Raw genomic sequence first — 15,797 nt, forward strand, 5'->3', positions numbered from 1 at the left:
CGGGGAGAAGGTGCCGGCGAAGCCGGCGGATGAGGGGGCGCCGCGGCAGCTTCATCCGTCTCGCAACTCATGCGTCGATCGACCCCCCTCGGGGAAAAGAGTGTGGACGTTCCGGCTGCGTGGTTTCTGTTGCCTGGCCCCTCCGAGATCCCGCGCCACCCTCTCCGTCGTCATCCTCGCCCCCCGAGGCGAGGATCCATTCCGTGATCTTTCCCAATGGCTTGTGAGGTGGATGGATCACGGAATGGATCCTCGGCGCGGGGGCCGAGGATGACGAAACATCTGGATTCCAGCCCGAAATCCCCCCCATCCTTTTCCCCACCTTCCGCCCCCGTGCCATACTCCTTGCACTCCCGCCGCCGGATGGATCCGCGAACGTGGCGGACCGGGCGGGAGGAAGCGCTCTCCGGGATCGGCCGAAACGTCCGGCCGGGACCGGGGAGAGGCGGCGGCCAGCGTGGCTCCGTCGGCGGGCTGGCTCACCCCAGGGTGAGCGGGTCAAGCCGGCCACCGGGACGACCTCGCGATCCGTAGCCGCTTTCGGGCGGAGGGGCGGATTGGACAGCGGACCGGGCCTGTGGCGGAGGTCTGCCCCGTCGCGCAGCGCCTGTCCGGGCGGTCTCGCCCGGATGCGCCTCGCGTCGGTGGGGAGATGCTTCGTGCCGGAAACCGCGCTCACACGCCTTGCGTCGCGGCCCTTCGTCCGGGGCCGCGGCCCGGGTAACCGGACAAGCCGCGTCGGGTGGCCACCCTTGGGTGACGACCCTCAAGCGGGGCAGCAAGGCAGGCCACCGCCTGTCGGACGGGGACACCGTCCGGCAAGCCTCGGGTCCGCGCGGGTGCGCGCCAGCCTTCCCGTGCATGCCGCCCCGGCATGCACACCCCATTCCTCCGAGGCGACGCCCCGCGCGGCCCTCCGGACCCTGGTTTCCTCCCACACCCCGGCGGGTTTTTCCCGCGCGGCAGGGTAGGTGGCTGCCTTTGTGTAAGTAATAAATTACCATGGGCCGACGCCGGGTTGCCCCAACATCCTCCAGTTTCTGTCGCGGCCGCCCTCTCGATCCTTCGTCATCCCAGGCCCCCGAGCCTGGGATCCATTCCGTGATCTCTCCCGACAGTGAGACCATGGAAGCATCACGGAATGGATCCTCGGCTCGGGGGCCGAGGATGACGAAACCGAGAAGTGCGGAGACGATTACAGCCCAATTCCAGGACGGAACCCGCGCTTTCCACGCCCCCTCCCTCTCCATCGTCATCCTCGGGCTTGTCCAAGACAAGCGAAGCGACGTCGTTGCCTCCGAGGATCTACTGTCGCCCGCCCGGCAACAGGCGGTCCGGTGGACAACCCGACGGGCCGGTAGATGCTCGGGACAGGCCCGAGCATGACGAAGGCGGCGGGCGCGCGGTGATCCCTCGATGTTCAGGGTCTTCAGCCACACACGCGGATACTCCCTCCCTCCCGTCTCCCGCCACGAGAAGCCGCCAATGCAGCCGGCAGGCGGGGCAATTGCGCCCCCGCCCCCGACGGGTGTACTCCTGCAGGTTCCCGAGCGACGAAGGAGCGCGCCATGGACATCGAGGCCGACACCGTCACCGGCGGCTGCCGCTGCGGCAGGCTGCGCGTCACCGCCACCGGCGCGCCCTATAGGGTGGGCCTTTGCCATTGCCTCGACTGCCGCAAGCATCACGGCGCGCCGTTCCACGCCTCGGCCATCTTCCCGGAAGCGGCGGTCACCGTCAGCGGCGAGGCGCGCGACCTGACCGGCCGTTTCTTCTGCCCCGCCTGCGGCTCGCCGGTGTTCGGCCGCTCGGGCGATGAGGTCGAGGTCAATCTCGGCGCGCTCGACGAGCCCGGCCGCTTCACCCCCACCTACGAGCTCTGGACCATAAGGCGCGAGCCCTGGCTGCCGCCGTTCCCGGGGCTGCGAAGCTACGCGCGCAACCGCGACGGCTCCGGCCGCACCGAGCCGTAGCATCCGCGCAACAGCGGCCGGCAAAAAGCCCACCCAAGATGCGGGTTTTGCTGGGCGCGGCCGCCAGGTCGGCGTAAAGCAGGATCAGCCCACCCGATCCGGGAGCAGGATCCATGACCCATTTTCCCCGTGTCCGCTAGCTTTGGCGGAAATCCGCGGCCGAGCCACGCACGCCTGTAACGGCGGGCAAGGCCGGGCCGGTCCGGATCTCCGCCTTCGCTCCGGCACAGTCTGAAGCAGCCCCGGTCCGGCGCCTGTCTGCCGAACCGGCCGTTCGGCCGGTGGCCCGGGCGCCCGTCCGGCTGCTGCCGAATTCTGTCAGCGAAGTCCCTTATTCCCCAGACGGCGCTTCCCCGGCCTGTCCCGGCTGCCGTCCTTTCGATGTTTCATGAGGTTGCCCAATGTCTCCCTTCGTCCGTTCCGCCGTGGTGCTCGGCCTGCTCTGCGCCACCGGCCCGCTCGCCATCGACATGTATCTGCCCGCTTTGCCGCGCATCGCCGAGAGTCTCAACGGCACCATGGCCGGCGCGCAACTCACCATCACCGCCTATTTCATCGCCTACGGGCTGGCGCAGATGGTCTACGGCCCGCTCGCCGACATGGTCGGCCGCAAGCCGCCGCTGATCGCGGGCCTCGCGCTGTTCCTGGCGGGCTCCGTCGGCTGCGCGCTGGCGCCCGACATGAGCTGGCTGATCGCCGCCCGCGTTGTTCAGGCGCTCGGCGGCGCCGCGGCCATGGTGATCCCGCGCGCCATCATCCGCGACCTGCACACCGGCCCCCAGGCCACACGGCTGATGGCGCTGGTGATGCTGATCATCTCGGTCTCGCCGATGCTGGCGCCGCTCGCGGGCTCGGGCATCATCGCGCTGTCGGGCTGGCGGGCGATCTTCGCCCTGCTCGCGGTGGCGGCCGCGCTGTCGATCGCGGTCACGCTGCTCCTGCAGCCCGAGACCCTGCATGAGGAATACCGCGTGCCGGTGCGGGTATCGGCGCTGTCGCGCGGCATCCGGACGCTTCTCACCGATCCGGTGTTCATGGGGCTCACCTTCGTTGGCGGCTTCGGCATGGCGAGCTTCTTCGTCTTCCTGGCCTCGGCCTCCTTCGTCTACACCGGCCATTACGGGCTCACGCCCACCGGTTTCAGCCTGGCCTTCGCCATCAACGCCGCGGGCTTCTTCGGCGCCTCGCAGCTCGCGGCGGGGCTGGGCGAGAAATACGGCGCCGAACGGGTGGTCACGCTCGCGGTCACCGGCTTCCTCGGCTTCACGCTGGCTCTCCTGGCGCTGGTCTGGGGCGGCATCGAGCCGTTCCCGCTGCTGGTGGCCATGCTGATCGGCGCCAATGCCTGCCTCGGCCTCGTCATCCCCACGGTGATGGTGATGGCGCTCGACGATCACGGCGACATCGCCGGCCTCGCCTCGTCGCTCGGCGGCATGCTGCAGATGCTCTGCGGCGGCATCCTCACCATGCTGGCGGGCCCGTTCTTCGACGGGACGCCGCTGCCGATGGTGGCGGCCATCGCGCTGTCGGCGGTGCTGGCCTTCCTCGCCATGCGCATCACCCAGTCCGCCCGCGGCCGGCGCCTCACCGCCGCCGCCTGAGGGGACGGTCACGAAAAACCCCGCCGCGATCGATGCATCGCGGCGGGGCGTTCATGTCAGCCAGTGGAGGCCAGGCCTCAGCGGCCCTGCGTCACGATCACCGGGATCAGCAGGTCGCCCCAGTTGCCGTCGCCGCCATGGTGACGGGCGGAGCGCACCAGCTCCACCGAGACGCCGGCGTCGACGGCCTTCATCACGGAGTGGTTGAGGCGGTGCAGGTCGTTGGCGAGCATGCGGATGGCTGCCTGCTGGTCTGCATCCATCGCGGAAGATTGCTCTTCGGCGCGTTCCTTGACACGGGTCTGGGGGGGCATGGCATTTCTCCTCTGTCGGGGTTTGTGAAGTCAGGATCGGGTCCTCGCCGGCCAGGGCCGGCGAGGGGTGTCGCGTTATTCGGCCGCCGGCTTGAACTGGGCGTGCTCGGTGGATTCGCCCATCGCCGTGGTCGAGGACTTGCCGCCGGTGATCGCCATGGACACGGCGTCGAAATAGCCGGTGCCCACTTCGCGCTGGTGCTTGGTCGCGGTGTAGCCGTTGACCTCGGAGGCGAATTCCGCCTCCTGCAGCTCCGAATAGGCGGCCATCTGCCGGTCCTTGTAGCCGCGGGCCAGTTCGAACATGCCGTGGTTCAACTGGTGGAAGCCAGCCAGCGTGATGAACTGGAACTTGTAGCCCATGGCGCCGAGTTCGCGCTGGAACTTGGCGATGGTGGCGTCGTCGAGGTGCTTCTTCCAGTTGAACGAGGGCGAGCAGTTGTAGGCGAGCAGCTTGCCCGGATGTTCCTTGTGCACGCCCTCGGCGAACTTGCGGGCCTGCTCCAGGTCGGGCTTGGAGGTCTCGCACCAGATCAGGTCGCAATAGGGCGCATAGGCCACGGCGCGGGCGATGCAGGGCTCGAGGCCGTTCTTGATGTTGTAGAAGCCCTCGATGGTGCGGCCGGCGTCGTAGTCGACGAAGGGACGGTCGCGCTCGTCGATGTCGGAGGTCAGCAGCTTGGCGGCCTCGGCGTCGGTGCGGGCGATCACCAGCGTCGGCGTGCCCATCACGTCGGCGGCAAGCCGCGCGGCGTTGAGGTTGCGGATATGCGCCGCGGTCGGGATCAGCACCTTGCCGCCCAGATGGCCGCACTTCTTCTCGGACGCGAGCTGGTCCTCGTAGTGGACACCGGCGGCGCCCGCCTCGATGAAGGCCTTCATGATCTCGAAGGCGTTGAGCGGGCCGCCGAAACCGGCTTCGGCGTCGGCCACGATCGGCGCGAACCAGGTGTCGACCGACAGGCCGTTGCCTTCCGCGGTCTCGATCTGGTCGGCGCGCTGCAGCGTCTTGTTGATCCGCTTGGCGAGTTCCGGCGCGGCGTTGGCCGGGTAGAGCGACTGGTCGGGATACATCGACGAGGCGGTGTTGGAGTCGGCCGCGACCTGCCAGCCCGAGAGATAGATCGCCTTCAGGCCGGCGCGGACCTGCTGCATGGCCTGGTTGCCGGTCATGGCGCCCAGCGCATTGACGAAGTCTTCCTCGTGGATCAGCTTCCACAGCCGGTTGGCGCCCATTTCGGCGAGGCTGTACTTGATGTTGACCGAGCCGCGCAGCTTCTGCACGTCGTCCGGCGTATAGGGCCGCTCGACGCCGTCATAGCGTCCCTCGGGGGCGGTGGGAACCAGGTTGTAAAAATCAGTCATGGCGTGTCTCCGATCTGCAAGTGTCTCTGTCGGGCGAACCGGCCTGGGAGCAACATGTCCGCTTTCGATGTGACCGGGTTTACATTGCAGCGCACCTTGAGCCGAGAAAATTCAGCAAAACCGGCCGGAAATTCAGGTCATGCTGTCTTGTCTTTGACTGATCCAGCCTGTAAATCTGTCACAATTGTAAAAGCGCAACGGCCGGAACCAGCGGGCAGACTCTGTAAATTCCTGTAAAGATCGGTGACATGGCAGACCAGAAAATCTTCGCCGGCCCGCGGATCCGCCGCATCCGCAACGCCAAGGGCCTGACCCAGACGGCGATGGCCGAGGCGCTCGGCATCTCGCCCTCCTATCTCAACCTGATCGAGCGCAACCAGCGGCCGCTGACGGTGCAGCTCATCCTCAAGCTCTCCGCCGTCTACAAGGTCGATGTCGAGGAGCTGCAGGGGGAGGGCGGCGGTGGCACGCTGGCGAGCCTCAAGGAGGCCTTCGCCGACCCGCTGCTCGCCGGCGAACTGCCGGGCGACCAGGAGGTGATCGAGATCGCCGAGGCCGCGCCCAATGCCAGCGCGGCGATCCTCAAGCTTTACCGCGCCTATCGCGAGCAGGCCGAGCGCCTGTCCGATCTCTCCGCGATGCTCGCCCGCGAAGGTCATTCCACCTCGATGGCGGGGGCGAAGCTGCCGATGGACGAGGTGCGCGAGGTGCTCGAGACCCGGCCCAACCACCATCCGGCGCTGGAGGAGGAGGCCGAGGCCTTCCACGCGCTGCTCAAGCCCGGCGACGACCTGATGGGCGCGCTCAAGGCCTGGCTTCGGAGCGAGCACGGCGTCGTCGTCCGCTCGCTTCCCGTCGCCACCATGCCCAACTGGCGCCGCCGCTACGACCGCCATTCGCAGCGGCTGTTCCTGTCCGAGCGGCTGTCGCCCTTCGACCAGTTGCGCGAGGTCGCGATGGAGGCGGCGCTCATCCGCATGAATGTCGCCATCCTCGCCGGCGTCAATGCGCTCAGACTTTCGAGTGACGAGGCCCGCCGCATCGCCCGTTTCGAACTCGCCCGCTACGCGGCGCATGCGCTGATGATGCCCTATCAGGCGTTCCATGCCGCCGCCCAGCGCGCCCGCTACGATGTCGACGTGCTCAAATCCCGCTTCGGCGTCTCCTTCGAGCAGGCCGCCAACCGCGTCACCACCCTGTGCCGGCCCAGCATGGAGGGCGTGCCCTTCTTCATGCTGGAGGTCGATGTCGCCGGCCACCGCTTCCGCCGCGCCGGCGCGCAGGGCTTTCCGCAGCAGCGCTTCGGCGGCCATTGTCCGAAACTGTCGATCCACTCCGCCTTCTCGCAGCCGGCGCAGATCCTGGTCGACGCGGTGGAGCTGCCCGGCGGCGCCGAATTCCTCACCGTCTCGCGCACGCTCGAAGGGCCGCAGGGCGCGTTTTCCGAGCGGCCGCGCCGTACCGCCATCCTGCTCGGCTGCGACATCGGCTTCCGCGACGAGATCGTCTATGGCGCCGCGCTGCCGATGAGCACGGGCAAGACGCCGCATCCGGTCGCCATTCCGGTCGGCCCCGCCTGCCGCCTGTGCGAGCGCGCCGGCTGCCTCGCCCGCGCCGAGCCGCCGATCACCCGCCCGCTCGGGTTGGACGAGATGGTGACCGGTCTGTCCGCCTTCGATTTTCAATAGGCGCGCCGCCCATGTGGATCGGCAAGCCTGCCCGGACGACCGTGGATTGCACTGCGGCATAAAAGCGTCCGATCGCGCATTCCCCTCTTGTGACTCCGGCAATTCCTTCATAGGGTTGGAGGTCCGTGAAGCCCGGCCAATCCGGACTCTGCTCAGGACCGCATCAAGCAGGAGCCTGGCGCCAGACTTCGGCCCGGTTTGATTCGGGGGAACGAAAGAACGAGAGGAACAGGAATGACCCTGAAAACCCGCCTATTCTCAGTGGCCGTCATGCTCGCTGCATCGACCGTCTTCACTGCCGCTCAGGAACGCGTCGTCAACGTCTACAATTGGTCCGACTATATCGATGAGTCCATTCTCGAGGACTTCACCAAGGAAACCGGCATCAAGGTCGTCTACGACGTGTTCGATTCCAACGAGGTGCTGGAAACCAAGCTTTTGGCCGGCTCCACCGGCTACGACATCGTCGTCCCCACCGGCACCTTCCTCGCCCGCCAGATCACGGCCGGCGTGTTCCAGAAGCTCGACAAGTCCAAGCTTCCCAACCTCGCCAACATGGATCCCGCGATCATGTCGCGGCTGGAAAAATACGATCCCGGCAACGAGCACGCGATCAACTACATGTGGGGCACCACCGGCCTCGGCATCAATGTCGACAAGGTCAAGGAACGCCTGGGCGACACCCCGCTCAATTCCTGGGACGTCGTGTTCAAGCCGGAGAACATCTCCAAGCTCGCCGATTGCGGCGTCTACATGCTCGACACCTCCGAGGAGATCATTCCCGCCGCGCTCAACTATCTCGGCCTGGATCCCGATTCCAATTCCCCCGACGACATCGCCAAGGCCGAGGAGCTGCTGCTCACCATCCGCCCGAGCGTGAAGAAGTTCCACTCGTCGGAATACATCAACGCGCTCGCCAATGGCGACATCTGCCTGGCCGTCGGCTGGTCGGGCGACATCCTCCAGGCCCGCGATCGCGCGGCCGAAGCCAACCAGGGCGTGACCATCGAATATGTCATCCCCAAGGAAGGCGCGCTGATGTGGTTCGACAACATGGCGATCCCGGCCGACGCCGCCCATTCGGCCGAGGCGCATGAATTCCTCAACTTCATCATGAAGCCGGAAGTCATGGCGAAAGCCTCCAACTATGTCTACTACGCCAACGGCAACCTGGCTTCCAAGCAGTTCCTCAACGAGGACGTGATCGGCGACCCCGCCATCTATCCCGACGAGGAAACCATCGGGCGGCTCTATTCCACATCGCCCAAGGATCAGCGCACCCAGCGCCTGATGACGCGGACCTGGACCAAGGTCGTCACCGGCCAGTGACCCGAAGCTTCGCCCCCGGCCCCAAAGGCCGGGGGTTTTCACTCCTGCGCCGCGGCGTCCTGCGGGACATGCCCGGGGTCGCCGGGGCGCCTTGAAGGAAGGCATGTCCGCCATCGGTCGGATACCGGCATCCGGGCGCGACATGCATTGGTTTTGACCATGGGGGCAATCGATCATGAAATCTCTGGGAAGCATCCGGCGCAGTTTCGAACCGTGGAATGATCCGAGCCAGCGGCCCTACATCGCCTTCGACAACATCACCAAGAAATTCGGCGATTTCACCGCGGTCAAGGACCTGACGCTGCACATCTACCAGCGCGAGTTCTTCGCGCTGCTGGGCGGCTCGGGATGCGGCAAGTCGACCCTGCTCAGGATGCTTGCCGGCTTCGAGAACCCCACCAGCGGCCAGATCCTGCTCGACGGCGAGAATCTCGCGGGGGTGCCGCCTTACCGCCGCCCGGTCAACATGATGTTCCAGTCCTACGCACTGTTTCCGCACATGAGCGTGGAGAAGAACATTGCCTTCGGCCTCAAGCAGGATGGCATGGCCCAGTCCGAGATCGACGACCGCGTCGCCAACATGCTCAAGCTCGTCAAGATGGACCAGTTCGGCAAGCGCAAGCCGCACCAGCTCTCGGGCGGCCAGCGCCAGCGCGTGGCGCTGGCCCGCTCCATCGCCAAGCGCCCCAAGGTGCTGCTGCTCGACGAGCCGCTCGGCGCGCTCGACAAGAAGCTGCGCGAGGAAACCCAGTTCGAGCTCATGGACCTGCAGCAGGATCTGGGCCTCACCTTCGTCGTCGTCACCCACGATCAGGAAGAGGCCATGACCATGGCCGACCGCATCGCCGTGATGGATCTGGGCCGCATCGTCCAGATCGGCACGCCCGCGGAAATCTACGAGGCGCCCAATTCGGAATTCGTCGCCAGCTTCATCGGCGACATCAACATCTTCCGCGGCGAGGTCACGACCGCCTCCGGCGGCAAGGTCGACATCGAGACCCCCGACGGCATGGTCATCCGCTCCGCCGCAGCCACCGCCGAACCGCTCAGGACCGGGCAGAAGGCCAGTTTCGCCATCCGGCCGGAGAAGCTCCGCGTCTCCCGCAGCCGGCCCGAGGGCGGCATCAACGCCGTGGCCGGCGAAGTCTGGGACATCGGCTATCTCGGCGACATGACGGTGTTCAACGTCAAGCTCAAGAGCGGCGACGTCGTCAAGGCCTCGCTGCTCAACGCCGCCCGCACGGTTGAAGATCCCTTCAGCTATGACGACGAGATCTGGATCTCGTTCGACGCGGACAGCGGCGTCGTGCTGAGCAGTTGAGGAGGATCAGATGAAATTCCTCTCCGCCATCACCCGCCGCCTGGTCATCATCGTCCCCTATGCCTGGCTCCTGGTCTTCTTCCTGGTGCCGTTCCTCATCGTCCTCAAGATCTCGTTCTCAGAGCCGGTGATGTCGATGCCACCCTATGCGCCGGCCATCGATCTCAAGGACGGCTTCTCCGGCCTCGTCGAGGCCTTCAGGCAGTTCAGCTTCTCCAACTATCTGTGGCTGACCGAGGACGCGCTCTACATCAACGCCTATATCTCCTCGATCGTCATCGCCTTCATCTCCACCGTGCTCACCCTGATGATCGGCTTTCCGCTGGCCTACGGCATGGCCCGCGCGCCGACCTCGCTGCGCCCGACGCTTCTGATGCTGGTCATCCTGCCGTTCTGGACCTCGTTCCTGATCCGGGTCTATGCCTGGATCGGCATCCTCAAGCCCGAGGGCCTGCTCAACCAGTTTCTCATGGCGCTGGGCCTCATCGACGAGCCGCTGATCATCCTCAACACCAACACCGCCGTCTATATCGGCATCGTCTATTCCTACCTGCCGTTCATGGTGCTGCCGATCTATTCGGCGCTCGAGAAGATGGACTACACGCTGATCGAGGCCGCGCAGGATCTGGGCTGCCCGCCGATCACCGCCTTCTGGAAGATCACCTTTCCGCTCGCCATCCCCGGCATCGTCGCGGGCTGCCTGCTGGTGTTCATCCCCGCCGTCGGCGAATTCGTCATCCCCGACCTGCTCGGCGGCTCGCGTACGCTGATGATCGGCAAGACACTGTGGAGCGAGTTCTTCAACAACCGCGACTGGCCGGTGTCCTCGGCGGTGGCGGTGCTGCTGCTGTTGATCCTGGTGGTTCCCATCATGCTGTTCCAGCAGGCGCAGGCCAAGGCGCAGGAGAGCGGACGATGAACACGACCTGGTCCCGCTTCAACATCGCCTCGGTGGTGTTCGGCTTCGCCTTCCTCTACCTGCCGATCGTCATCCTGGTGATCTACTCGTTCAACGAATCCCGGCTGGTCACCGTCTGGACCGGGTTTTCGACCAAATGGTATGTCGAGCTGTTCAACAATCAGGGCCTGATGGACGCGGCCTGGGTGACGGTCAGGGTGGGGCTCGTCTCGGCCTCCGTCGCCACCGTGCTCGGCACGCTGGCGGCCCTGGCGCTGACCCGCTACACCCGCTTCAACGGCCGCATCCTGTTTTCCGGCATGGTCTTCGCGCCGTTGGTGATGCCCGAGGTGATCACCGGCCTGTCGCTGCTGCTCCTGTTCGTGGCGGTGGATTTCGCCCGCGGATTCTGGACCGTCACGCTGGCCCACATCACCTTCTCGATGTGCTTCGTCGCCGTCGTGGTGCAGTCGCGGCTGATGAGCTTCGACCGCTCGCTCGAGGAGGCGGCGATGGATCTCGGCGCCGGCCCCGTCACCACCTTCCTGCAGATCACCCTGCCGGTGATCCTGCCGGCCGTCATCTCCGGCTGGATGCTCGCCTTCACCCTGTCGCTCGACGACCTGGTGATCGCCAGCTTCACCTCCGGGCCGGGCGCCACCACGCTGCCGATGAAGATCTATTCGCAGGTGCGGCTCGGCGTGACGCCGGAAATCAACGCGGTCTGCACGCTGCTGATCGGCGCCGTCTCGATCGGCGTCATCATCGCCTCGATCCTCAACAAGAGCCGCGAGGTCAGGCGCCGGCGCGACGAACAGGCGGCGTTCAACCACTGAGGCGGGGAGGCCGGTCCTGAGGGCGGGTCAGTTCCGCGGCGGGCGCAGCAGGTAGGTCACGAACCAGATCGGCACGATCACCATCGAGCCGAGCAAGATGTTGGGGATCGCCCATTCCGCGCCCTGCCTGAGCAGCGCCGACACGCTCTCGGGCGTGAGCCCGATCTCGGCCAGCAGTTCGGCGGCCGACAGGTTGAGCGCCGAGAGCACCGCGCCGGTCACCAGCGAGGCCAGTGCGATCTTCACGACTGCCGAAATCACCTGCAGCATGGCGTGCCCCTGTCCCCCTGCGGTCCGCTCCCGGCTTCGCCGCGGCCCGCCGCCGCCGCGAAGCAGTGAATGGGGCGATTGTCGCCAAATCCGCGCAGTTCCGCAAGATGGGCGCATCGGGGCGCCGGAGGCGGCGATGCATCAGGGCGTGACGGGCGAGATCACCGGCCGCGGCCAGGAGCCGCCGACGAAGAACCGGAGCGCCTCCGGGGCCTCGGCCGCGGCGGCGACATTGGTCTCGGTCTCCGTTTTCGGCGCCAGCACGCCGGCGATGGCGAGGCTCGAGCGCGAATAGGGAATGACGCCCGACAGCGAGAACATCTGCCTGGCGCCCAGCAGTTCGGCGGTCTTCAGGTCCGCCTCGCCCGCAGCGATCGTGGCCTCGAAGCGCGCGCTCTGGAATGGAAACCCGGTGCCCGTGCCCAACTGGTCCAGGTCGAAGAACCGCTCCGTCTTGGCCAGTTCCCGGAACTTCTGCACATTGAGCCCGGGCACGACGCCCTTGCCGATGGACAGGTCGATCTTTCCGGTCAGGTCCGACAGCGCCGTGGCCCAGGTCGGGTAGGGCGAGGTCACCTCGACGTCGAGCGATCCCATGCCGCGCGGCAGCGGGCCGGTCAGGCCCATCGCGTCGAACAGGTTGCCGAAATCGATCTGGCGGGCCGACAGTTGCACCTTGACCCCGCCCTCGATGCCCTTCTCCGACAGCGCGATGCGGCCCATGACGCTGCCGCCATAGGCGGTGGCGTCGCCGACATCGAAATTGGCGCGGCCCTGCTCGACGCGCGCCGCCGCCGCCAGGTTGGACAGCACCACCGGGCCAAGGCTCGCCGACTGGGCCGAGAGCCTCAGGTCAAGCCCGATCTCGCGCAGGAAGCGGGTGTCGATGGTCGAGGCGATGTCCGCGCCGGTGACCGGCAGCGGCGTGAAGGCCTGCAGGAAGGAGGCGATGTCGAGCGAGTTGAACGCCAGCGTGCCCGCCACCAGCGGCGGCTCATCCTCGCGCAGCGCCACGTCCAGCACGCCGATGCCGCGGTTGCGGTCGATCATGACGATCAAATCGTCGAGCTTGGCCTTGGTCGGCTCCGCCGTGATCTTGGCCGTCAGCTCCAGCGCGCCCAGCGCTTCGCCCGGCTTGATGTCGGCGCCCGACCATTCCAGCGCCCGGCGCACCGAGGCGCTCTTGAGATCGAGCATCCCCGACAGGAACAGCTTCGCCCCCAGGCTCGCCGATCCGGCAAATCCGAGGTTGAGCGGCGCGGAGCTGATCTTGAACTCGACCGGCGCCGTGCGCTGGCCGAGCAGAAGCAAGGGCGCCGCCGTCGAGCCGGAAAGCGTGATCTGTTCGCCGCGGAAGATCGCCGTCAGGTCGGCCCGGGCCACCGCGGTCGGCGCCGTCCAGGCCACCGTGCCGTTGACGGCCGTCAGCTTTTCGGCCTGCGCGCCCGGGTCGCGGATCCATCGGACGGTGCCGTCCTCGATCGTCACCGCCCCCAGCGCGGCCGATTCCGGAATGGTCGCCGTCGACGGCGGCGCGGAGCCGGACTGCGCGGCGAGGTCCTGCGCCACGGCCGCCGCGATGCCCTGCGCCAGCTCGCCCGAGGAGGACGACCAGTTGGAGGTCGAATCCGGGTACAGCTCGACATTGAAGGTCGGCCGGATCAGCTTGAACTGCGAGAAGCTCGGCGCGCCCAGGACCGCGGAGAAAAGGTTGAAATTGGCGACGATGCTGTCGGCGCGCAGGATCGGGTCGCCATCGGCGAAGGTCGCCGGCCGGATCTCCACATTGTCGAGCTTGATGGTCGGCGTCGGCCAGAAATCGATTGACGGCGCGTCGCCCAGCGCCACCGCGTGGCCGGCCCAGGCGCCGATGTCGCGCTCCAGCCGGTCGCGCACCACGCCGCTCGACACCGCCAGCGGCAGGCTCGCGAAAATGGCCAGGACGATGGCGAGCACGGCGAGCCCGCCGCTGATCGCCGCGCGTCGCAAGGACCATTGCGCGATTAAGAACTTCAAACCCCAGCCTCCCGAAGCGCTGCCACGTTGCTCTGGTTAAAGCCTGCCGCCGGCGAATGCAATTGCGCAGGGACCGTCCGCCCCCTCAGGGCGGCGGTTGCCCCAGCTTCTGTTTGCATCCCGCCCCGCCGATGCTACTAAACCTTCCTCACGATTTGGCAGGAGCAGACGATGACCGACACACCGCTTTGGCGCCCCGACCCGGAGCGCTTGCAGGCCAGCCCCTGGATGGAATTTGCCCGCTTCGCCGGCGAAAGGGCAGGGCTCTCGCTCGCTGATCCGCTTGCGCTGCACCAGTGGTCGATCACCGACCGCGAGGGCTTCTGGTCGGCGGTGTGGGATTTCTGCGGCGTCCGCGGCGTCAAGGGCGCGCGCATCCTCGAGAACGGCGACGCCATGCCCGGCGCGCGGTTCTTCCCCGACGCCGAGCTCAATTTCGCCGAGAACCTGCTGAGCCGCACCGGCGCAGAGCCCGCGATCCTGTTCCGCGCCGAGGACAAGGCCAGGCGGGCCATGACCTGGCTCGAGCTGCATGCCCTGGTCTCGCGCCTGCAGCAGGCGTTCCGCGCCCATGGCGTGGGCAAGGGCGACCGCATCGCGGCGATGATGCCCAACATGCCCGAGACCATCGCCTGCATGCTGGCCTGCGCCTCGATCGGGGCGATCTGGTCGTCCTGCTCGCCCGATTTCGGGGTCCAGGGCGTGCTCGACCGCTTCGGCCAGATCGAGCCCAGGCTGTTCATTTCCTGCGACGGCTACTGGTACAACGGCAAGCGCCAGGACGTGACCGCCAAGCTCACCGAGATCGCCGCCGCGCTCAAGCCCAACGCCACCCTGATCGTGCCGATGATCGACGACGGCCATGCCGTCGCCGCCGCGGTGGCGGGCGCCTGGACGCTCGAGCATTTCATCGCCGAATTTCCGGCCCGGGAGGTCGAGTTCGAACGGCTGCCCTTCGGCCATCCGCTCTACATCCTGTTCTCCTCGGGCACCACCGGCGTTCCCAAATGCATCGTCCACTCGGCCGGCGGCACGCTGCTGCAGCATTTGAAGGAGCACCGCCTGCATTGCGGCCTCGAACCCGGCGAGCGGCTGTTCTATTTCACCACCTGCGGCTGGATGATGTGGAACTGGCTCGCCTCCGGCCTCGCGGTCGGCGCCACGCTCTGCCTCTATGACGGCTCGCCCTTCCATCCCGACGGCAATGTCCTGTTCGACTACGCCGCCGAGGAGCGCTTCTCGGTGTTCGGCACCTCGGCCAAGTTCATCGACGCCGTGCGCAAGGCCGGGCTCGAGCCGGCCAGGACCCATGACCTGTCGCAGCTTAGGCTCGTGACCTCGACCGGCTCGCCGCTGTCGCCGGAAGGCTTCAACTTCGTCTATTCCGGCATCAAGCCGGACGTGCATTTGGCCTCGATCTCCGGCGGCACCGACATCGTCTCCTGCTTCGTGCTCGGCATTCCGGCGCTGCCGGTCTACACCGGCGAGATCCAGGGCCCCGGCCTCGGCATGGCCGTCGACGTCTGGGACGAGGACGGCAAGCCGGTCCGCGGCGAAAAGGGCGAACTGGTCTGCACAAGGCCGTTCCCGGCCATGCCGATCGGCTTCTGGAACGATCCCGATGACGAGAAATACCGCGCCGCCTATTTCGCCCGCTTCGACAATGTCTGGACCCATGGCGATTTCGCCGAATGGACCGCCCATCATGGCGTCATCATCCACGGCCGCTCGGACGCCACCCTCAATCCCGGCGGCGTGCGCATCGGCACCGCCGAGATCTACAACCAGGTCGAACAGATGGAGGAAGTGGCGGAAGCCATCTGCATCGGCCAGGACTGGGACGACGATGTCCGCGTCGTCCTCTTCGTCCGCCTGGCCCAGGGCGTGACGCTCGATGACGATCTCAAGGCCAGGATCCGCGCGAAGATCCGCACCGGCGCCTCGCCCCGCCACGTGCCCGCCGTGATCATCGCCGTCAGCGACATCCCCCGCACCAAATCCGGCAAGATCGTCGAACTCGCCGTCCGCGACATCGTCCACGGGCGCCCGGTCAAGAACAAGGAGGCGCTCGCCAACCCCGACGCGCTGGAGCTGTTCAGGGACTTGCCGGAACTGAAGGCCGGATGACCTGAAGTCCTCGGGGACTAGGGCGGGTAGTGCGCACGCACACCCGCCCCTGTGTCCCG

The 15,797-nt window shown here is 66.9% G+C and carries 12 protein-coding genes; 8 read left to right on the forward strand and 4 right to left on the reverse strand.

Going from position 1 to position 15,797, the window contains the following annotated elements; genetic code table 11:
• Positions 1–1,568: 1,568 nt before the first annotated feature.
• On the forward strand, positions 1,569–1,973 hold the full coding sequence (locus LL06_RS19375) for a GFA family protein (RefSeq protein WP_035530646.1): 405 nt from the start codon (positions 1,569–1,571) through the stop codon (positions 1,971–1,973).
• Between the two features lie 401 nt (positions 1,974–2,374).
• Positions 2,375–3,574, forward strand: a complete 1,200-nt coding sequence (locus LL06_RS19380) for a multidrug effflux MFS transporter (RefSeq protein ID WP_035530649.1) — start codon at positions 2,375–2,377, stop codon at positions 3,572–3,574.
• A gap of 77 nt (positions 3,575–3,651) precedes the next feature.
• On the opposite strand, the gene LL06_RS19385 is transcribed toward LL06_RS19380, so the two are convergent.
• Both LL06_RS19385 and aceA read right to left on the reverse strand, forming a co-directional pair.
• The gene (locus LL06_RS19385) at positions 3,652–3,888 is read right to left on the reverse strand and encodes a hypothetical protein (protein ID WP_035530650.1); all 237 of its coding nucleotides are present in this window, start codon (positions 3,886–3,888) and stop codon (positions 3,652–3,654) included.
• A gap of 75 nt (positions 3,889–3,963) precedes the next feature.
• Positions 3,964–5,253, reverse strand: coding sequence for an isocitrate lyase (aceA, locus tag LL06_RS19390; RefSeq protein WP_035530652.1), 1,290 nt, complete (start codon positions 5,251–5,253; stop codon positions 3,964–3,966).
• 248 nt (positions 5,254–5,501) lie between these two features.
• On the opposite strand from aceA, the gene LL06_RS19395 reads away from it, so the two are divergent.
• The 5 genes from LL06_RS19395 (at position 5,502) to LL06_RS19415 (ending at position 11,325) form a co-directional block, all read left to right on the forward strand.
• On the forward strand, positions 5,502–6,941 hold the full coding sequence (locus LL06_RS19395; RefSeq protein WP_035530654.1) for a short-chain fatty acyl-CoA regulator family protein: 1,440 nt from the start codon (positions 5,502–5,504) through the stop codon (positions 6,939–6,941).
• A 234-nt stretch (positions 6,942–7,175) separates the two neighbouring features.
• Positions 7,176–8,270: a polyamine ABC transporter substrate-binding protein gene (locus tag LL06_RS19400; RefSeq protein WP_035530655.1), complete on the forward strand. Its 1,095-nt coding sequence runs from the start codon at positions 7,176–7,178 to the stop codon at positions 8,268–8,270.
• Positions 8,271–8,445: 175 nt separating this feature from the next.
• Entirely contained in the window at positions 8,446–9,591 is a 1,146-nt protein-coding gene (locus tag LL06_RS19405) for an ABC transporter ATP-binding protein (RefSeq protein WP_035530656.1), read from the forward strand.
• Positions 9,592–9,601: 10 nt separating this feature from the next.
• Positions 9,602–10,510, forward strand: a complete 909-nt coding sequence (locus tag LL06_RS19410; protein WP_035530657.1) for an ABC transporter permease subunit — start codon at positions 9,602–9,604, stop codon at positions 10,508–10,510.
• A complete protein-coding gene (locus tag LL06_RS19415) occupies positions 10,507–11,325 on the forward strand; it encodes an ABC transporter permease (RefSeq protein WP_035530658.1) in 819 nt (272 codons plus the stop codon). The genes LL06_RS19410 and LL06_RS19415 overlap by 4 nt, the downstream gene beginning before the upstream one ends.
• Before the next feature lie 27 nt (positions 11,326–11,352).
• Here LL06_RS19415 and LL06_RS19420 read toward each other — a convergent pair whose 3' ends face one another.
• Both LL06_RS19420 and LL06_RS19425 read right to left on the reverse strand, forming a co-directional pair.
• The gene (locus LL06_RS19420; RefSeq protein ID WP_035530659.1) at positions 11,353–11,595 is read right to left on the reverse strand and encodes a DUF6460 domain-containing protein; all 243 of its coding nucleotides are present in this window, start codon (positions 11,593–11,595) and stop codon (positions 11,353–11,355) included.
• 141 nt (positions 11,596–11,736) lie between these two features.
• Complete coding sequence (locus LL06_RS19425) at positions 11,737–13,611, reverse strand: AsmA-like C-terminal region-containing protein (protein WP_152599686.1); 1,875 nt, start codon at positions 13,609–13,611, stop codon at positions 11,737–11,739.
• 171 nt (positions 13,612–13,782) lie between these two features.
• Between LL06_RS19425 and LL06_RS19430 the strand changes: the two genes are divergently transcribed.
• Positions 13,783–15,738: an acetoacetate--CoA ligase gene (locus LL06_RS19430; protein WP_035530661.1), complete on the forward strand. Its 1,956-nt coding sequence runs from the start codon at positions 13,783–13,785 to the stop codon at positions 15,736–15,738.
• Positions 15,739–15,797: the final 59 nt, after the last annotated feature.

The sequence above is a fragment of the Hoeflea sp. BAL378 genome, from assembly GCF_000759435.1.
Classification (GTDB): Bacteria; Pseudomonadota; Alphaproteobacteria; order Rhizobiales; family Rhizobiaceae; genus Hoeflea.